Below are 19,004 nucleotides of genomic sequence, written 5' to 3' on the forward strand. Positions count from 1 at the left end.
GCCTGCCGTCGGGGACGGGTTAAGCATAGGGGACATCGGGACCAAGTGCCAAAGCGGTTTCCCCGGCAGGTCACTGCGGCGGCCCCGAGACCGTGGGAGACGGCGCGGGGGTGGGCGACCCGGTGGGCGTGGGAGTGCGCGCGACCGTCTCCAGCGGCCCCGGCGTCTCCTCCGCCGGGGTGACCTCCCGGTCCGGATCGCTCTCCAGGTGCCGCTCGATCTGCGCCGAACTCAGCCCCAGACCGCCCAGGGTGATGTCGTCCCACGCCTGCAGCCGCTTGGTCTCGGCGTCGAAGTACAGCACCGACGCCTGGTACGGGGTGGGCTCGTCGTGCTCCAGGCCCCGCAGCCCCGCGCCGCCCGTGGACCCCTGCACGAAGATCCGGGTGCCGGTCTCGCGCACCTCGGTCCAGCGGTCGTGGCCGTGTCCGGACAGCACCAGCGGCACCACCCCGCTGAACCCCTCCCCCTGCAGCGGATCGTGCAGCACCGCCACGTCCACCGGCGGGTCGGCCTCCGCCACACCGCGCGCCTGCTCCACGCCGAGCGCCGCGACCTCCTCGTTGGTCGGGTTCTCCAGCGCCTTGTCCGGGGTGAACCGGGGATCGCCCGCACCGTAGAAGCGCAGCCCCGCCACCTCGACGATGTCGTCGTCGAGCACCACCGCGTTGGGCTGGGCCGCGACCGCGCGCTGGGTGCCCATCGAGTCGTGGTTGCCGCGCACCCACACGTAGGGGACGTCCAGCTCGGCGATCCGGTCCATGAAGACGTCCTCGGCGGCGCTGCCGCGGTCGCTGATGTCCCCGGAGTCGACCACCGCGGCCACCTGGAACTGCTCCACCAGGGAGCCGATGACCTCCCACGCGGCCGGATTGAGGTGCAGGTCCGAGACGTGCAGCACCCGGATGGTGGCGGCGTCCTCCTCGTAGACGGGCAGCGCCGACGTCACCTGGTACAGCTGCGAGACGTTGCCGACCAGGCCCGCCAGCTGCGCCTGGTACTCGGAGAAGTGGTTGATCACGTCCTCCGCGCTGCCCACCACCTGCGGGGCGCCGGCGAGCAGGCCGGTGTAGCGGGGCTCCGCGATCGCCCCCGGGTTGAAGGTGAGGTATGTCACCCCGCCGGCCGTGGCCAGCATCACCAGCGCGGTGAGGGCGCTCCCCAGGGAACGCAGCCAACTGCGGAAGAGCAGCAGCGACACCAGGGCCGCGGTGCCGACCGAGAACAGCACGGCCCGCCACGCCAGGGCGACGACCCCCCGCTTCAGGTCCGCGACGATGCTCGCGCCGAGCCGGTTGATCGAGTCCGGGTTCTGGAACATCTCCTCGGCCGCGGCGAGCCGGATCTCGGCGATCGTGGCCTCGAACCGCAGCGGCGCGGCGTGCGTGTCGAAGGCGAGTTTGCCGAGCGGGGCGATGTTGATGACGGTCTCGCCGCGCCACGACGGGCTGACGCCCAGGTTGACGTCCGCCGGGCCGATGGGGGTGAGCACCTGGCCGCCCACGGCCAGGCCGACCCACCCCCCGGCGATCCCGGCGAGGACGACCGCCGCGACCCGCCAGAACCGGCCCCGGCGCAGCCGCGCGAACCGGTCCCGCTGCCTCCGCCACGCCTCCGGCCGGAAGGCCGACCCGATCCGGGCCAGGACCGCTCGCCGCTCCACAGCGTCGCCTCCCAAGGTCACCTGTGCTCCCGGACGCCGCTGCCGGGCCTCTTCGCTTCCCCTACCCCCGTGGCGCACAATACGGGATGTGATCGAAACCTCCCGCCGCCACTTCGAAGAGCTCGTCGCGGACGCCCTGGACTCCATTCCACCCGAACTGACGGCCTACATGGACAACGTGGTGATCACCCTGGCCGAGGACCCGCCCACCCCGGGGCTGCTCGGCCTGTACGAGGGCGTGCCCCTGACCGAGCGGGGCGACAGCTACGGCGGGGTGCTGCCGGACCAGATCCTCATCTACTGGCGGGAGATCCTCGCGATCTGCGACACCGCGGAGGACGTCGTGGAGGAGGTGCGGATCACCGTGATCCACGAGATCGCCCACCACTTCGGCATCGACGACGACCGGCTGCACGAACTCGGGTGGTCCTGACCGGAGGACCGGGGCGACATTACGGCGGAAAACCTCCGTCTTCGCCGCGCCGACAGCGGAATTCGACCGACAGGACCGCGGAATTCCACTAAACCGCTTGCTATTCCCACCCCTCCCAGGGACGCTATGTCATCAGACGACGACATAAAGTGATTGAACGTGAGGGGTCGGCGAAGAGTGCGTGATCCGCGGGCAGGCGGCTTCGGCCACGGCATTCCACGACAGAGCGACGGGCGGCACGAACGACTGCCCGCCTTCGAGGTTCCCGATCCTCCCACGGCCGCCGAGACCGTCGAGACCCCCCGCTCCGACTGGCGCAACGGCTACCGCGACGTGCTCCGCCTCGGCGAGTTCCGGGCGCTGTGGCTGGCCCACGCCCTCTCGATGACCGGCAACTACCTGCTGAACATCGCCGTCGCGGTACTCGTGTACCAGCGCACCGACTCCGCCCTGGCCGCCGGCCTGACCCTGGCGCTGACCTTCCTGCCGCCGCTGATCGCGGGGCCGCTGCTGTCGGGACTGGCCGACCTGCTGCCCCGCCGCCGCGTCATGATCGCCAGCGACGTGGTGCGCGCCGCGCTGGTCATGTGCATCGGCGTCCCCGGACTGCCGCTGGCGGTCATCTGGCTGCTGCTGTTCTGCTCGGTGCTGCCGACCATCCCCTTCGGCGCCGCGCGGGCCGCGCTGCTGACCCAGATCGCCCAGGGCGAGCGCTTCGTCGCCGGCTCCACCCTCATCAACCTCACCTCCCAGGCGGGGTCCCTGGTGGGGCTGGCCCTAGGGGGCGTGGTGATCGCCCTCGTCGACGCGCGTTTCGCCGTGTTCTGCAACGGGCTGGCGTTCCTGGCCTCGGCGGCCATCGTCGCGCTGTGGGTGCGACCGAGGCCCGCTCCCGCGGCCCGGGAGTCCGAGCGCCCCACCCTGTGGCAGATCACCCGGGAGGGCCCGCGTCTGGTCTTCACCGACCCCCGGCTGCGCACCCTGGCGCTGCTCGCCTGGCTCGCCGGGTGCTACATCGTCCCCTACGGGGTGGCCACCCCGATGGCCGCCGAGATCGGCGGCGGTCCGGCGACCGCGGGACTGGTCATGGCGGCCCCGGCGATCGGGGCGGTCCTCGGCGGCCTGCCGCTGACCCGCATGGTTCCGCCCCCGGTGCGCACCCGCCTGCTGGGCCTGCTGGCGGTGGTCGCGTCGTTCCCGTTGACGGTGTGGGTGCTGGAGCCGCCACTGTGGGCGATGGTGCTGCTCCTGGTGGTCTCCGGAATGGCCGCGTCCTACCAGTTCGTGGCCAACGCCACCTTCGTGCTGTGCGCGCCCCCGGTGGGCCGTGGCACGGCGTTCGGGCTGGTGGCGGCAGGACTCCAGGTCGCCCAGGGGGTCGGTATCGCGGTGGCCAGCCTCATGGTGGAGTACGTCGGCACCCACCTCGTGGTCACCGTGGCGGGTGTCGTGGGCACCGCGGGCGCCGCGGCCCTGGCCCTGCCCTGGTCCCGCCTGTCCGCCGGCGCCGTGAAGATGATGCACGACCCCGAGTGATCAGCGGCGGTCGGCCGGCTCCTCCGGCCGGTCCCGTCGGTACGCGCACTCCGACCGCTCCGGTGCTCCGGTCGTGTCCCCCGGCTCCCCTGCCCGCTGGAAGAGGTCGCGGGGAAGCCGGGAGACCCGTCCGGACAGGGCGCGCAGGGTCCAGTTCACAGCTTGGACTCCTTGCCCTGGAAGGTGCGGATGATGTGCTCCAGCACCGAGGAGCCCGCCCCCTCCTCCGGAATCACCAGCCAGGCGATGAGGTACACCAGGACACCGCTGCCGCCCAGCAGGGTGAAGACGGCGAAGGCGAGCCGGACGAGGTTGGCGTCCACGCCGAGGAACTCGCCGATGCCGCCGCACACGCCGGTGAGGATCCGGTTGCTGTTGCTGCGTCGCAGGGTCTTCTTCTTCGAGAGGTTCTCGTTCATACTTCGAGCGTGCCCGCTACAGGCGGGTTTTCCCATCGGGAAGCACCCTGGAGCGTCCCTGAACCGACCCTGACGGGGGCCGGGAACGTCAGGCCAGCCCTCCGGAGACCCCGATCCGCTGCCCGGTGACCCACCGCGCGTCGTCCCCGGCGAGGAACGCCACGACGTCGGCGATGTCCTCCGGACGCCCCATGCGGCCCAGCGGGGTCATGGCGATCACCTCCTCCGCGTTGGCGCGGATGTCCGGCCGCACCCCCTCGGTGTCGGTGAGCCCCGGCAGCACCGAGTTGACGGTGATCTGGCGCGGTCCCAGCTCCTTGGCCAGGGCCAGCCCCATCTGCTCGGCGAACGCCTTGGTGCCCGCGTAGACGCCGGTGGCGGGGAGGGTGGCCCGGGTGTTGCCGCTGGAGACGATGATGATGCGGCCGCCGTCGCGAACCGTGGCCGCGGCCTGCCGCAGCACCAGGAACATCCCCTTGACGTTGACCGCGATCACCCGGTCGAACTCGGCCTCGTCGAGGTCGGCGGTGGCGCCGACGATGTTGTGGCCCGCGTTGCCGACCACCACGTCGACGCCGCCGAACGCTTCCCGGGCCGCGGCGAACAGGCGCGCCACGTCCTCCCGGACCGCCACGTCCGCCCGGACCGCCACGGCGTTCCCGCCCCTGTCGGTGATCCGCCGGACCGTTTCGGCGGCGGCTTCGGCGTCGCGGTGCCAGTTGACGACGACGTCGGCTCCCTCCTCCGCCAACCGGATCGCGATCGCGCGGCCGATTCCCCGCGACGCGGGGGGCCGCCGCGGCGTCGCCCATCAGGCGGCGCAGCAGCCGCACCCCCTGCGCCACGGGGAGCCGGTCCAGCGGGTACCGCCGCACGGTGTAGCCGGTGCTGTCGGCGAACGAGTTCCGGCTGGTGATGAGGACCGCGCAGCCCGCCCCCTTGGGGAGCAGCGGCTCCACCTGGGCGAAGTCCTTGGCGTTGTCCAGCACGAGCAGCAGGCGGTGGTTCCGGGTGAGGGTGCGCCACTGCCCCCGCAGCTCGTCCAGCGGCAGGTCGGGGTGGGGCGGGGCGCCGATCTGGGCGAGCAGCTGCGCGAGGACCCGCTCGGGCCGTCGGGGGGTGTGCCGTGCCGGTGCCAGCCCCCGGTACCTCTGGTCGCGCGGTTCGGCCGGTTCGCCGTAGAGCTGGAACTCCAGCTTGCCGTCGGGGAACCGGTCCTCGATCCGGCTGATCACCTGGTTGACCAGCTCGGTCTTGCCCGTTCCGCCCTCTCCGGTGACCACGACGACCAGGGGGGAGGCGGCGGTGCGCGTGAAACGGGAGCGGACCCTGGTCCGCCAGCGCGCACGTCCGCGGGGGAAGCGGCGGAACAGCCGCACGATCTCGTCGAGGGTCTCGGTGTGGCCGGTGAAGTGCTCGCTGGGCGGCGGCAGTTCCTCACGGAGCACGCGGCCGGGGACGCGGTGCGGCGACCGGGTCCCGGGCCGGGACTCCCCGCCGTCGTCCCGGAGGGACAGCACGAGGTCGAAGACGACCGTGAGCACCGCGCCGGCCGCGAGGACGAGCACGCTCCACATCCAGTTGTCGCCGGGGAGCTGATCCCCCAGTTCCGTGAGGAGGGTTCCGGCGATGCCGAGCGCGCTCAGGAGGGGCAGGGAGCTCCAGCGCCGCCTCCGGCCGTGCCCGGGGGCGGCGGGGAGGCCCGGAGCGGGGCTGTCCGCGGTGGGCGAGGGGGATCGTTCACCGACAATCAGGGTTCCTGTGTCGCCGGGGCACTGCTGCTTCGGTGGCCGGTTGCCGACGGGGCCTCCCAGTGTTCGCAGAAACCTCCGCAGCGTCCACAGTCGGTCACCGCACCCAGGAGGAATTCACGGATTCTTCACCGGAGCGCCACGCCCCGATCCCACGACGACGGGGCGCGCCGGCCCCTGCCCGGCACGCCCCGTCCGACCGTCAGCTCAGATCACTCCTCCTTGCCGCCCCGCAGCCCTTTGGCGATGAGGTCCATCACCGAGGAGTCGGCCAGCGTGGTGACGTCGCCGATCTCGCGGTTCTCGGCCACGTCGCGCAGCAGACGGCGCATGATCTTGCCGGAACGGGTCTTGGGCAGCTCCGGCACCACCATGATCTGCCGCGGCTTGGCGATGGGGCCGATCTCCTTGGCCACGTGGTCGCGCAGCGCCTTGATCGCCTCCTCGCCGCTGGCCTCGTCCTGGGCGACGCCGCCGCGCGGGATCACGAACGCCACGATGCCCTGCCCGGTGGTCGGGTCGGAGGCGCCCACCACGGCGGCCTCCGCCACCGTGGGGTGCGACACCAGTGCCGACTCCACCTCGGTGGTGGAGATGCGGTGCCCGGAGACGTTCATCACGTCGTCGACCCGGCCCAGCAGCCAGATGTCGCCGTCGTCGTCGTACTTGGCGCCGTCGCCGGCGAAGTAGAAGCCCAGGTCGGCGAAGCGCGCCCAGTAGGTGTCGCGGTAGCGCTCCTCGTCGCCCCAGATGCCGCGCAGCATCGCCGGCCACGGCTGGTCCAGCACCAGGTAGCCGCCGGAGCCGCGCGGGACCTCCTCGCCCTTCTCGTTGACGACCTTGGCGCTGAGGCCCGGCAGCGCCCGCAGCGCGGAGCCCGGCTTGAGCGCGCTGGCGCCGGGCAGCGGGCAGATCATGATCGCGCCGGTCTCGGTCTGCCACCAGGTGTCGACGATCGGCAGCGAGCCGTTGCCGATGTGCTTGCGGTACCACAGCCACGCCTCGGGGTTGATCGGCTCGCCGACGCTGCCCAGCAGGCGCAGCGAGGACAGGTCGTAGCCCGCGGGGATCTGCTCGCCCCACTTCATGAAGGTGCGGATGAGGGTGGGCGCGGTGTAGTAGATCGTCACCCCGTACTGCTGCACGATCTCCCAGTGGCGGCCCTCGTGCGGGGTGTTGGGGGTGCCCTCGTAGACGACCTGGGTGGCGCGGTTGGCCAGCGGACCGTAGACGATGTAGCTGTGCCCGGTGACCCAGCCGATGTCGGCGGTGCACCAGTAGACGTCCTGGCCCGGCTTGTGGTCGAACACCACGTGGTGGGTGTAGGCGACCTGGGTGAGGTAGCCGCCGGAGGTGTGCAGGATGCCCTTGGGCTTTCCGGTGGTGCCCGAGGTGTAGAGGACGAACAGGGGGTGCTCGGAGTCGAAGGCCTCGGGGGTGTGCTCGGTGGACTGGGAGTCCACCAGGTCGTGCCACCACAGGTCGCGGCCCTCGGTCCACGGCGCGTCGATGCCGGTCCGCCGGACCACGATGACGTTGCGGACCGTGTCGACGCCCGCGAGCCCCTCGTCGACCTTCTCCTTCATCGGGACGGCCTTGCCGCGCCGGTACTGGCCGTCGGCGGTGATGACGACCTTGGCGTCGGCGTCCTCGACCCGGGAGCGCAGCGCGGCCGGGGAGAAGCCGCCGAAGACCACGCTGTGCACCAGGCCCAGCCGGGCGCAGGCCAGCATGGACACGATCGCCTCGGGGATCATCGGCAGCTGGATGGCCACCCGGTCGCCCGCCCGCAGCCCCAGGGAGGACAGCGCGTTGGCGGCCTTGCACACCTCGTCCTTCAGCTGGGCGTAGGTGATGTCGCGGGTGTCGCCGGGCTCCCCCACCCAGTGGATGGCGACCTGGTCGCCGTGGCCGTCCGCGACGTGCCGGTCCACGCAGTTGTAGGCGACGTTGAGCCGTCCGCCCACGAACCACTTGGCGAACGGTGCGCCGGACCAGTCCAGGACCTGGCTCCACCGGGTCTCCCAGTGCAGCCGCTCGGCCTGTTTCTCCCAGAAGGCCTCCCGGTCGGCCTCCGCCTCGGCGTAAAGGTCCGCGGTGGCGTTGGCCTGTGCCGCGAACGCCTCGTCGGGAGGGAAGACCTGGCTCTGCTGCATCAGATTCGCCAGCACTTCGTCGCCCATGTCAACTCCTGACCGGTGTGATGCACGCTACTGTCCCCCACCGTAGGGCGTGAGGTGTTTCATAGGAAACAGGTGGTGCGGCGAAGTGCGGGTTTCTCGCGACGGAAAGTCGTTGAAACGGGACGAACGGTCGGTGAAGACTCCCCCTGCGGCCGGTCACAAACTAGTATTTACCTTGACATATCCGTCTCACGGGAGTCGCCGGTCATATCGATGCTGAGGCCGTCCCAAGAACCGTCGGCCGGTCCACCGTCCCGCCGGGAGCCGTCCAGGCCGTGGCGGACCCGAGCACGCCACGACCCCCTGCACACGCTGCGCACCGCACGCGCCGTCGTGGCCGACCTCAAGGACGGGCTCTCGGGGCCGGGCGCCCGCCGGGCCGCGCGGCGGCTGCGGCGGCTGCTGAACGTCACCGGCCTGGGCCTGGCCGACCTGTCCGGCACCCTGGTGTGGTCGGGGCGCACCGCCGACCCCGACGCCGTCTCCGCACTGGTCGACCAGGTGCTGCACGGCGAGACCGCCAAGGACCGCCCGCCCCTGGTGGCGGTCCCGGTGTACGCGGGCGACGGACTCGCCGGGGCGCTGGTGGTCGTCGGCCAGGTGCGCCGCTCCGCGGTGCGCGAGGCCGCCGCCTGGGTCGCCGACGCGGTGGAGCGCGGCCGCATGGAAGCCTCCGTGGACCGCGCCGAACAGGCCGAGCTGCGGGCGCTGCGCGCCGAGATCTCCCCGCACTTCGTCTACAACGCGCTCACCGTGATCTCCTCGCTGATGCGGTCCGACCCGGACCAGGCCAGCGAGCTGATGCTCGACTTCGCCGACTACACCCGCTACAGCCTCGCCCAGCGCGGCGACTACACGACGCTGTCCGACGAGTTCCACGCCATCGAGACCTACCTCGCCCTGCAGCGGGCGGTGCTGGGCGACCGGCTCCGCGTCCAGGTCCGGGTCGCCCCCGAGGTCCTCGGGGTGGCCGTGCCCTACCTGGTGCTGCAGCCGCTGGTGGAGAACGCCGTCCGGCACGGCATCGAACCGCGGGCGGGCGCCGGGCTGATCCAGGTCACCGGAGAGGCCGAGGGCAACGACTGCGTGATCAGCGTGGAGGACGACGGCGTGGGCATGGACCCCGAGCACGCCCGGGCCATCCTGGCGGGCCGGGGCGGCTCCGACAGCGTGGGGCTGGCGAACGTGGACCGTCGACTGCGTCACGTCTACGGTCCCTGGTACGGACTTGTCGTGGAGACCGCGGTGGACGCGGGCACCCGAGTGGTCGTGCGCGTCCCCAGATTCCAGCCAGGAGTGATGCCGTGATGCTGCCCTCCCCCAACGGCCTACGTGTGCTTGCGGTCGACGACGTCCCCTTGGCGCTGGCCGAACTGTGCCGCCTGCTGCGCGCGGCGCCGGAGGTCGGTGAGGTGGTCGCCGCCGACGACCCGATCAGCGCGCTCCGGAGCATCCAGGGCGACCGGTTCGACGCGGTGTTCCTGGACATCTCCATGCCCGGACTCGACGGAGTGGAGCTCGCCTCGCTGCTGGCCAAGCTCAGCGAGCCGCCGGTGATCGTGTTCGTGACCGCGCACGAGGAGCACGCGGTCACCGCCTACGGCATCGGCGCGGTGGACTACCTGCTCAAACCGGTGCGGGCGGAACGGCTGGCCACGGCGTTGACGAAGGTGGTGCGCATGGCCTCGGCCGGCGGCTCCCCGGCGTCCCCGAGCCCCGTGCGGCGGCCGGACGCGATGGCGGTGCTGCCGGTGGAGACGGCGGGACGCACCCGCTACGTGCGCCGCAGCGACGTGCGGTTCGTCGAGGCCAACGGCGACTACGTGCGCCTGCACACGCCCGACGGCGTCCACCTGGTGCGGATGCCGATCTCCCGGTTGGAGGAGTACTGGTCGGACTCGGGTTTCCTGCGGGTGCACCGCGGCTACTTGGTGGCGCTGGGCGCGATCCGGGAACTGCGCAGCGACTCCGCGGGCGGCCTGCTGGCCCACACCGACCTGGGAGACGTCCCGGTGAGCCGCCGCCACGCCCGCGAACTGCGGGAGCAGCTGCTCCGCGCGGCCCAGACCGGCATGTTCGACGGCTCCGAGCGGGGGGCGTGATGCCGCACCGACCCAAGCGGGTGGCGGTGACGAGCCCGCAGACCCGGCTCGCGCACCTGCGCGGCAGGGCGCGCGGCCGGTGGCGGGTGCCGAGGCTGGACCCCGACGACGCCGAACGCGCGGCCGTGCTCTACCGGAAGCAGCGCGGGCAGGGCCTGCTCGCCCTGGTGGCGGGCATGGCGGCGCTGGCGGGACTGCCGCTGGTCTTCGCCGCCTGGCCGGCGCTGGACGAGGTCCGGCTGTGGAGCATCCCGCTGTCCTGGCTGATGCTGGCGGTGCTGCCCTACCCGACCCTGGCCGCGTTGGCCTTCTGGCAGCTGCACCGGGCCGAACGGATCGAGCGGCGCTGATGGCGGCCCTGGTCTCGGTCGCCGCCGTCATGGTGGTGACCCTGCTGATCGGGCTGCACGGGGTGGCCGCCATGCGCACCACCTCGGACTTCCTGGTGGCCTCGCGCCGGGTCTCGCCGCTGCTGAACTCCGCGGCGGTGTCGGGGGAGTACCTGTCGGCGGCGTCGTTCCTGGGCGTGGCGGGCCTGGTGGTCCGCGACGGCATCGGCGCACTGTGGTACCCGGTGGGGTTCACCGCGGGGTACATCGCGATGCTCATCCTGGTCGCCGCGCCGATGCGCCGCTCGGGGGCGCTGACCGTGCCGGACTTCGCCGAGGCCCGGCTGGCCTCCCCGGGGCTGCGCCGCCTCAGCGCGGCGGTGGTGCTGGTCATCGGGGCGCTCTACCTGGTGCCGCAGCTGCGCACCGCCGGGCTGGTGCTCAGCACGGTCAGCGACCTGCCCTACTGGGTGGGCGTGGTCATCGCGGGCGTGGTGGTGAGCGCGACGCTGGCGCTCGGCGGCATGCGCGCCGCCACCTACGTGCAGGCGTTCCAGTTCCTGGTGAAACTGCTGCTGTTCATCGTGCCCGCGGTGTGGCTGGTCGTGGTGGTGGGGCCGCAGGTGCGGCACGCGGCCGTGCACCCGGTGGAGTTCACCCGCTTCCCGGCGGAGACCGCCGTGGAGTTCCAGGTGGGCGTCACGTTGACGCTGTCCGAGGAGGTGACGGTGCGCTCCCCCGACGGGACCGAGGCGGTGCTCGGTCCGGGCGAGGTGCCCGTGGCCGCGGAGCAGACCCTGGTGTTCCCGGAGGGGGCGCCCGTGCCCGAGGTGGCCGGCGGCGGCGTCCCGGGCGGCGAGCGGTGGCACCGCCCGCTGCTCAACCTGAGCGACTACGGGTACCCGCTGCTGGCGACCCTGGCGGTGCTGACCGCCACCGCGCTGGGCACGATGGGGCTGCCGCACGTCCTCATGCGGTTCCACACCAGCCCCGACGGGCGTTCGGCGCGGCGCACCGCCGCGTTCACGGTGGCGCTGCTGGGGGTCTTCTACCTGTTCCCCGGCGTCTACGGGGCCCTGGGCCGGGTGCTGGTGCCGGAACTGTACCTGTCGGGGGTCACCGACACCGTGGTGGTGGCGCTGCCGTCCCAGGTGTCGGGCGACTGGGTGGGCGTGTTGATGACCACGCTGCTGGCGGTGGGCGCGTTCGCGGCGTTCCTGGCGACCTCGGTGGGGCTGCTGCTGGTCATCTCCGGGGCCATCTCCTACGACCTGCTGCCCGGGGGGCTGCGCCGGCTGCGCATCACGGTGCTGCTGGCGGCGGCCGCGCTGGTGCTGCTGGCGCTGCCGTCCGCGCCGCTGGCCGCGGGCATGCTGGTGACCTGGGGGTTCACGGTGGCCGCGTCGACGTTCTGCCCGCTGCTGGTGCTGGGCATCTGGTGGCCGCGGTTGACCAAGGCGGGGGCGGTCAGCGGGGTGCTGGTGGGGCTGTCGAGTACGCTGGGCGCGATCGCGGCAGCGCTGTTCGGCCCCCCGCTGGAGGGCTGGCAGGCGATCCTCATCACCCAGCCGGCGCCGTGGACGGTGCCGCTCGCGTTCGCCACGATGGTGGTGGTCTCACTGCGCGGCCAGGCTCCGCCGTGGTCGCGGACCGCGATGCTCCGCCTGCACCTGGACGAGCCTCCCCGCAGCGATCCTCCGAACCGTTAGGGCCCGGCGGGCGTCCACTCCTGCGGGAGCCCCCGCCGCCACGGCCCTGCGCACCCCTGTGCGCCCGCCTCCCCGACGGCGACCGGGGGTGGTCCCACCGCTGCGGACCGCTGCGGCACGTTCGTATGCCGTTCGTCGACCGTTGGTCGTGCGCCTCGTCGCACCTCTCGTCCTTCGAGCTTCCGGGTCTTATCGCCCCTACCCCGGCACGCCTACTGTGGCGCAAGCCACATGTGTTCTCCCGCACATCCTCACTGCTGGGGAGGTCCACCCGTGACCCATACCGAGTACGGAAAACCCGTCCGACAGCGCCCCGAACCCGACTGGGAGGCGGTGCAGGCCAGTCCCGACTTCGCGGAACTACGCCGGCGGCTGCGCGTCTTCGTGTTCCCGATGACCGCCTTCTTCATCGTCTGGTACCTGCTCTACGTGCTGGTCGCCGCCTACGCGTCCGACTTCATGGCGATCAGCCTCGTCGGCAACATCAACGTCGGCCTCGTCTTCGGCCTGCTCCAGTTCGTGTCGACCTTCGTCATCACCGGCCTGTACGTGCGCTACGCCGGCGGTCGCCTCGACCCCATCGCGGACAAGATCCGTCACGAGATCGAAGGTGAGGACAAGTGACCGACATGCAGTTCGCGCAGGTCCTGGACTCCGTCAACCCTGCCCTCAACTTCAGTGTCTTCGCCGCGTTCGTCCTGATCACCCTGGTGATCGTGTTCCGGGCGAGCCGCAACTCCAAGACCGCCGCCGACTACTACGCGGCCGGCCGGTCCTTCAGCGGCGCGCAGAACGGTCTGGCGATCGCGGGCGACTACCTGTCCGCCGCGTCCTTCCTCGGCATCTGCGGCGCCATCGCCGTCAACGGCTACGACGGCTTCCTCTACTCGATCGGCTTCCTGGTGGCCTGGCTGGTGGCGCTGCTGCTCGTCGCCGAGCTGATGCGCAACACCGCCAAGTTCACCATGGGCGACGTGCTGGCCTTCCGCATGCGGCAGCGTCCCATCCGCGCCGCGGCGGCCATCTCCACCCTCGCGGTCTCCTTCTTCTACCTGCTGGCCCAGATGGCCGGTGCAGGCGCGCTGGTCAACCTGCTGCTGGGCATCGAGGGCGAAGCCGCGCAGAACGCGATCATCGCCACCGTCGGCGTCGTGATGATCCTGTACGTGCTCGTCGGCGGCATGCGCGGCACCACCTGGGTGCAGATCATCAAGGCGGCGCTGCTCATCGCGGGCGCGGCGGGGATGACCCTGTGGGTGCTGGGCATGTACGGGTTCAACTTCTCCTCCCTGCTCGCCGACGCGGTGGCCATGGAGGGCGGCAAGGGCGAAGCGCTGCTGGCCCCCGGCGCCCAGTACGGCGTCAACGCGCTCACCAAGCTCGACTTCCTGTCGCTGGGCCTGGCGCTGGTGCTGGGCACCGCCGGCCTGCCGCACGTGCTGATGCGCTTCTACACGGTGCCCACCGCCAAGGAGGCGCGCCGCTCGGTGGTCTGGGCGATCAGCCTGATCGGCCTGTTCTACCTGTTCACCCTGGTGCTGGGCTACGCCTCGGGCGCGCTGGTGGGCGCCGAGGAGATCGCGTCGGCCCCCGGCGGCGTGAACTCGGCGGCTCCGCTGCTGGCGCTGGCCCTGGGCGGCCCGGTGCTGCTCGGCTTCATCGCCGCGGTGGCCTTCGCCACCATCCTCGCGGTGGTCGCGGGCCTGACCATCACCGCGTCGGCGTCGTTCGCGCACGACGTCTACTCCAACGTGGTGAAGAAGGGCAACACCACCCCCGGCAGCGAGGTTCGGGTGGCCCGGATCACCTCCCTGGTGATCGGTGCGGTGGCCATCGTCGGCGGCATCTTCGCCAAGGAGCAGAACGTGGCGTTCCTGGTGGCGCTGGCCTTCGCGGTCGCCGCCTCGGCGAACCTGCCGACCATCCTCTACACGCTGTTCTGGAAGCGCTTCAACACCCAGGGCGCGCTGTGGAGCATCTACGGCGGTCTGATCGTCACGATCACGCTGATCGTGTTCTCCCCGGCGGTGTCCGGCTCGGAGAAGGCGATGTTCCCGGACCTGGACTTCGCGTTCTTCCCGCTGTCCAACCCGGGTCTGGTCTCCATCCCGCTGGCCTTCTTCCTCGGCTGGCTCGGCACCGTGCTCTCCAAGGAGCACGACGCCAAGAAGCAGGCCGAGATGGAGGTCCGGTCCCTCACCGGCGCCGGAGCGGAGAAAGCCGTCTCCCACTGACCAGCCACAACACGAGACCGCCCCGGAGCCTCCTCCCCTCCGGGGCGGTCTCCCTTTCCCGACCGTCTGTTCTGACACCAGGGCCATGCCCGACGCGCAGTGTGACTCCGGGGACATGATCGCGACGGTGGACCAGGGCGCCCCGAAGAGACGAAGTTTCGCGAACCGCCACCTCGACACGCCAACCCGTGGTCAAATTACCCTATGCAATCGGGAGATTACTCTTATGCGATAAGCCCAGCTCACAGACTCTCCCATAGCGGTACCGCCCCCCTGGTGGCCCTGTGCGTCACCGTCACCCTCAGCCGCGGCGTGCTGTACTACGCCTTCCCCGTACTGGCCCTGCCCATCACCGCCGACACCGGTTGGCCGCTCGCGGCGACCACGGTCGTGTTCTCCCTCTCCCAGGTCGTGGCGGCGGTGACCGGAATCCCCGTGGGCCGGTGGCTGGACCGGCGGGGCCCGCGCGTGGTCATGACCCTCGGCGCCGCCGTCGCCGCCCCCGCCCTGGTCGTCGTCGCGCTCGCACCGGACCTGTGGTGCTTCGCCGCGGGATGGCTCGTGGCGGGCTCGACGATGGCCGCCCTGTCCTACTCCCCCGCGTTCGCCGCGCTCACCCGCTGGCACGGCCCCGACCGGTTACGGGCGCTGACCACGCTGACCCTGACCGCCGGGCTCGCCAGCACGATCTTCGCGCCCCTGGCCGCCGCCCTGGAAGACTGGCTGGGCTGGCGGGGCACCTACCTGGTGCTGGCGGCGGCCCTGCTGGTCACCGCCGTGCCACTGCACGCCCTCGCGCTGCGCCTCCCCTGGCCGCCGCTCCCCGCTCCCCCGCCGGAAGAGGCCGCACCCGACTCCGACACCGTCCGCTCCGTCCTGCGCAGCCGCGCCTTCGTCGCCCTGACCGGCGCACTGGCCCTGGCCGCCTTCGGCGCCTACGCGGTCCCGATGAACCTGGTGCCGCTGCTGGCCGAGCGCGGCCAGGACACGGGCGTCGCGGCGTGGGTGCTGAGCGTCGGCGGACTCGGCCAACTGCTCGGCCGGATCGCCTACGGCCCGCTGCACCGGCGCACCGGCGTCCGCACCTGCTCGGTCGCCGTCCTCGCGCTCTGCGCGTCCACCGTTCTGCTGTTCGCCGCGGTCCCCGGCCCGGCCGCGGCGCTGTTCGCCGTCTCCGCGCTGGCGGGCGCCGGACGCGGACTGTTCATCCTGTTCCAGGCCACCGCCGTCAGCGACCGGTGGGGAACCGCCCGCTACGGGACCCTCAGCGGTGTCCTGCACACCCCGGCGACCATCGCCATCGCCCTGGGCCCCGGGGCGGGCACGCTGCTCGCCGACCTCCTCGGCAGCTATCCGGCACTCTTCGTCCTGCTCGCGGCGGTCACGGCGACCGGAACCGTCCTGGCGGCGTGGTCGCTCCCCTCCCGCCGCTGACGGCGCCGCCGCGGCCCCGCCCACCGGCCCCGGCGTCCCCCGTGCCGTCGCGGACCGGTGCCGAGCGTCAGGGGTCCGCCCGCAGTGCCGCGGTGATCTCGGCGACCGCGTTCCTGGCGGCCCGGCCCGCGCCGATGATCGTGGCCGACGCCGGACCGGTCCAGTCGCCGTAGCCCACCAGGTGCAGCCGCGGTTCGGCCGTGCTGCGGGTCCCCTCCGTGGCGATCCGCCCGTGCGGGCCGCGCAGCCCCAGCGGCGCCAGGTGGTCCAGCACCGGGCGGAACCCGGTGCACCACAGCACGGCGTCGAAGTCGTGGGCGGTTCCGTCCGGCCACACCGCCCCGCGCTCGGTCAGCCGCGCGAACACCGGTTCGGCCTTCAGCACGCCCCGCTCGCGCGCCTCCCGCACCGGGGGCACCACCACGATGCCACCGGGCTGCTCCCCCGTCCCGCCGTCGCCGTCCGCTCCCGCGGCGCGGGCCCGCAACTGCCGGGTGGCGGCGTCGAACAGCACCCGTCCGTCCACGTCGTCGGGGAGGAAGCGGGGCGGACGCAGCGTCGCCCACACGGTGTCGGCGACCAGCGACAGCTCGGCGAGGATCTGCGCCGCCGAGTTGCCGCCGCCCACGACGAGCACCCGCTGCCCCGCGAACGGGTCGGGACGCCGGTAGTCGACCGTGTGCCACTGCCTTCCGGCGAAGACGTCGCGGCCCGGATAGTGCGGGACGTACGGGGCACGCCAGGTCCCGGTGGCGCTCACCACGGCACGCGCCCGCCACGTCCCCGCGTCGGACTCCACGGCCAGCCGCCGCCCGGCGCGGCGCACCGCCGTCACCCGCACCGGGCGGCGCACCGGCAGCGCGTAGCGCTTCTCGTAGGCGGTGAGGTAGCGCACCACGTGGTCGGCGGTCGGATACTCCTCCCCCTCCTGCTCCGGCATCCACCAGCCGGGCAGCGGGCTGTGCTCGGCGGCCGAGAACAGCCGCAGCGAATCCCAGTAGTGCTGCCAGGACCCGCCGGGGCGGTGCTCGGCGTCGAGGATGACGTGGGTGAGGCCGGAGCGGCGCAGGAAGTACCCGGCGGCCAGGCCCGCCTGGCCGCCGCCGACCACGACGACGTCGTACTCCCCGGGCTCCGGCGTCAGCACGGCCGACGGGAGCCGCGCGTCCGGCCGGGGGCGCGGCGGCCCCGCGGCCCGGGCTCCAACGGCGTCGTCGGGTGGCACAGGCCGGTCCGCCCCGGGGCACGCAGCGGGCCGCCGGACAGCTCGACCACGGCTTCGTCGCCGCCTCGACCAGCGGAGATCACCATTCTTCGATATGACCATCCCGCCGCGAGGCCGTCAAACCCCTGGGCCGCGGCCCGGCCGGGTCCGCGTCCGGCCGCACCCGCGTCCACAGGTCGGCCCACTGCCGCGCGGTGAGGTCCCTGGGCAGCGCGTGCGGGGACACCCGGTGGGCGCGCAGCCAGCCGCGCAGCACGGGACGGGGAACCTGCCCGGTCCGGAGGAGGATCTCGCCGAGGCCGCGGCCCGGCCCGGTGAACACCCGGGACACGAACCGCTGGTACCCCTTCCGGTCAGCGACCAGGGGCTCGGGTCTGCGGGTGGCGGTGAGCAGGCCGCCGTCGACCGAGGGGACCGGCCGGAACGCGCGGGCGGGAATCCGCGCGTGGACGGCGAACTCGTACCAGGGCCACCAGGAGGCGGTCAGCAGCGTCGCGCCGCCGACCCCGGCCCGGCGGCGCGCGACCTCCCACTGCACCACCAGGACCGCGGTGCGCCAGTGCGGCGCCGCGAGCAGGCGCCGCAGCGCGGCCGTGGTGAGGTGGAACGGGAGGTTGCCGACGACGACGTGCGGGACGTTCGGCAGCCGGAACCGCAGCAGGTCGTCGTTGACGACGGTGACGTTCCCGGTGACGCGCCGCCGCAGCCGCCGGGCGCGCCGGGGGTCGAGTTCGACGGCCGTGACGGGGCGGCCCAGCCGGCCCAGGGGGACGGTGAGGGCGCCGTCGCCCGCGGCGAGCTCGACGATCGGCCCGCGGGTCGCGGCGACGAGGCGTTGGATGTCGGCGATGACCGCCCGGTCGGTGAGGAAGTTCTGACCGAGTTCGTGGCGTCCGCCGTGACGGGAAGGAGAGGACATGGGTGTGGCTCCGCGTGGCAGGTGGAGCCGGGCAGCGTGAGGCGCCGCACCGGCGTGGGACCCGGATGCTGCGAATGCACCCATGCGAGGCATCGTAACAGGACCCCGGGGCGGCGGCACCTCGTTTTTCCGCCGCCCGGACCGCGTGGTCAGCCGCCGTGCGGCGGCTGCGGGTACTGCGGGTGGGGGCCGCCGTACGGGTGCGGCGGGTGCGGGGGGAAGGCCGGGGGCTGCGGCGGGTAGAGGGCGTGGAGTTGCTTCTCGTCGATGACCACGGTCTTGACGAGTTTGTCGTGCAGGCACTGCCGCCCCGGCCGGTCCCACAGCATCCACAGCACGTTGAGCTGGGCGAGCACGGGAAACCAGCTGATCGGATAGTAGATGCTCGGGGAGTAGCACAGCGCCCGCAGCGCGGCCCGCCCGGAGGGGAGGCGGCCTCCGTCGGCGGCGTCGACGATCCGCAGGCCCAGCAGGCGCTTGCCGACGGTCTGGCCGGCCGCGCGGACCATCAGCCACTCGTAGCAGAACCCCGAACCGACCAGCGCCCCCACCAGGATGGGCGCCTGCCACAGGGGCGCGTTGTCCATGTCGCCGCCGTTGAGCAGCAGGAGGCCGGCGGTCGCCGCCAGTCCGGCCACGATGTTGCAGAAGAACGCCACGAATCCGTCGATGATGCGGGCGAGCAGGCGCATGAAGGGGTCGGCGAGCGGCAGCACCGGCGGATGCCCCGGCGCGGGGGACGGCACCTGGTAGAGCCGGTCCGGGGGCGTCTGCGCCGCCACGACCCGGGGGTGGGCCGCCGCGGGCGGTCCCGGCGGGTGGGGGGCCGGAGGCGGCGGGGTGAACTGCGGTACGCCGTCCCCGGGCGGGGGCGGCGGTGTGGGCTGTTGGGGATGCACGGGTTTCTTTCCCTGTGTTCTCGGGGTGAGGGGCGGTCCGCCGTTCACGGGGTGCGGCGGCGCGGGCGGCCGACTCGAAACCGCGGTGGTCGTCCCCGGCCGGTGGCGCCCCCGGGGCGGACCCGGGCGTCGCGGCGGTGCCGGGCGTGACCGGGACCGCCGCGGTGT

Annotated in this window: 17 protein-coding genes and 1 pseudogene; 9 read left to right on the top strand and 9 right to left on the bottom strand. The window is 72.7% G+C overall.

Annotation, left to right across the window (positions count from 1 at the left end):
* Positions 1-70: 70 nt before the first annotated feature.
* The gene (locus tag FOF52_RS15415; RefSeq protein ID WP_425265495.1) at positions 71-1,663 is read right to left on the bottom strand and encodes a metallophosphoesterase; all 1,593 of its coding nucleotides are present in this window, start codon (positions 1,661-1,663) and stop codon (positions 71-73) included.
* Positions 1,664-1,751: 88 nt separating this feature from the next.
* Here FOF52_RS15415 and FOF52_RS15420 point away from each other — a divergent pair, with 88 nt between their 5' ends.
* Together FOF52_RS15420 and FOF52_RS15425 are read left to right on the top strand one after the other, a co-directional pair.
* Positions 1,752-2,096, top strand: a complete 345-nt coding sequence (locus FOF52_RS15420; protein ID WP_248590648.1) for a metallopeptidase family protein — start codon at positions 1,752-1,754, stop codon at positions 2,094-2,096.
* 177 nt (positions 2,097-2,273) lie between these two features.
* The gene (locus FOF52_RS15425; protein ID WP_248590649.1) at positions 2,274-3,632 is read left to right on the top strand and encodes an MFS transporter; all 1,359 of its coding nucleotides are present in this window, start codon (positions 2,274-2,276) and stop codon (positions 3,630-3,632) included.
* Here the strand turns inward: FOF52_RS15425 and FOF52_RS15430 are convergent, their stop codons facing one another.
* From FOF52_RS15430 to acs, 5 genes and pseudogenes are all read right to left on the bottom strand, one after another.
* Positions 3,633-3,791, bottom strand: a complete 159-nt coding sequence (locus FOF52_RS15430) for a hypothetical protein (RefSeq protein WP_248590650.1) — start codon at positions 3,789-3,791, stop codon at positions 3,633-3,635.
* Positions 3,788-4,051 carry a PspC domain-containing protein gene (locus FOF52_RS15435; protein WP_248590651.1) on the bottom strand — a complete coding sequence of 88 codons (264 nt, stop codon included), beginning with the start codon at positions 4,049-4,051 and terminating at the stop codon, positions 3,788-3,790. The genes FOF52_RS15430 and FOF52_RS15435 overlap by 4 nt, the downstream gene beginning before the upstream one ends.
* 88 nt (positions 4,052-4,139) lie before the next feature.
* Positions 4,140-4,826: an SDR family oxidoreductase gene (locus FOF52_RS15440; protein WP_282574073.1), complete on the bottom strand. Its 687-nt coding sequence runs from the start codon at positions 4,824-4,826 to the stop codon at positions 4,140-4,142.
* 205 nt (positions 4,827-5,031) lie between these two features.
* A pseudogene (locus FOF52_RS22180) lies at positions 5,032-5,628 on the bottom strand (hypothetical protein); the annotation flags it as partial.
* Positions 5,629-6,014: 386 nt separating this feature from the next.
* Positions 6,015-7,985: an acetate--CoA ligase gene (gene acs, locus FOF52_RS15445; RefSeq protein WP_248590653.1), complete on the bottom strand. Its 1,971-nt coding sequence runs from the start codon at positions 7,983-7,985 to the stop codon at positions 6,015-6,017.
* Between the two features lie 312 nt (positions 7,986-8,297).
* Between acs and FOF52_RS15450 the strand changes: the two genes are divergently transcribed.
* The 7 genes from FOF52_RS15450 (at position 8,298) to FOF52_RS15480 (ending at position 15,793) form a co-directional block, all read left to right on the top strand.
* A complete protein-coding gene (locus tag FOF52_RS15450) occupies positions 8,298-9,293 on the top strand; it encodes a sensor histidine kinase (RefSeq protein WP_248593883.1) in 996 nt (331 codons plus the stop codon).
* Entirely contained in the window at positions 9,293-10,087 is a 795-nt protein-coding gene (locus FOF52_RS15455; RefSeq protein WP_248593884.1) for a LytR/AlgR family response regulator transcription factor, read from the top strand. The genes FOF52_RS15450 and FOF52_RS15455 overlap by 1 nt, the downstream gene beginning before the upstream one ends.
* Positions 10,087-10,437: a hypothetical protein gene (locus FOF52_RS15460; RefSeq protein ID WP_248590654.1), complete on the top strand. Its 351-nt coding sequence runs from the start codon at positions 10,087-10,089 to the stop codon at positions 10,435-10,437. Before FOF52_RS15455 ends, FOF52_RS15460 begins: the two co-directional genes overlap by 1 nt.
* A complete protein-coding gene (locus FOF52_RS15465) occupies positions 10,437-12,125 on the top strand; it encodes a sodium/solute symporter (protein WP_248590655.1) in 1,689 nt (562 codons plus the stop codon). The genes FOF52_RS15460 and FOF52_RS15465 overlap by 1 nt, the downstream gene beginning before the upstream one ends.
* A gap of 273 nt (positions 12,126-12,398) precedes the next feature.
* Entirely contained in the window at positions 12,399-12,749 is a 351-nt protein-coding gene (locus FOF52_RS15470) for a DUF485 domain-containing protein (protein WP_248590656.1), read from the top strand.
* Positions 12,750-12,754: 5 nt separating this feature from the next.
* Positions 12,755-14,359 (top strand): solute symporter family protein, encoded by a 1,605-nt coding sequence (locus FOF52_RS15475; protein ID WP_248593885.1) that lies wholly within the window; start codon positions 12,755-12,757, stop codon positions 14,357-14,359.
* A gap of 276 nt (positions 14,360-14,635) precedes the next feature.
* Positions 14,636-15,793: an MFS transporter gene (locus tag FOF52_RS15480; RefSeq protein WP_248590657.1), complete on the top strand. Its 1,158-nt coding sequence runs from the start codon at positions 14,636-14,638 to the stop codon at positions 15,791-15,793.
* A gap of 67 nt (positions 15,794-15,860) precedes the next feature.
* On the opposite strand, the gene FOF52_RS15485 is transcribed toward FOF52_RS15480, so the two are convergent.
* The 3 genes from FOF52_RS15485 to FOF52_RS15495 all read right to left on the bottom strand — a co-directional run bounded on the left by FOF52_RS15485 (position 15,861) and on the right by FOF52_RS15495 (position 18,836).
* Entirely contained in the window at positions 15,861-16,940 is a 1,080-nt protein-coding gene (locus tag FOF52_RS15485) for an ArsO family NAD(P)H-dependent flavin-containing monooxygenase (RefSeq protein ID WP_248590658.1), read from the bottom strand.
* 157 nt (positions 16,941-17,097) lie between these two features.
* Entirely contained in the window at positions 17,098-17,937 is an 840-nt protein-coding gene (gene erm / locus FOF52_RS15490) for a 23S ribosomal RNA methyltransferase Erm (protein ID WP_248590659.1), read from the bottom strand.
* Positions 17,938-18,086: 149 nt separating this feature from the next.
* Positions 18,087-18,836, bottom strand: coding sequence for an RDD family protein (locus tag FOF52_RS15495; protein WP_248590660.1), 750 nt, complete (start codon positions 18,834-18,836; stop codon positions 18,087-18,089).
* Between the last annotated feature and the right edge of the window lie 168 nt (positions 18,837-19,004).

The sequence above is a fragment of the Thermobifida alba genome (assembly GCF_023208015.1).
Taxonomy (GTDB): domain Bacteria; phylum Actinomycetota; class Actinomycetes; order Streptosporangiales; family Streptosporangiaceae; genus Thermobifida; species Thermobifida alba.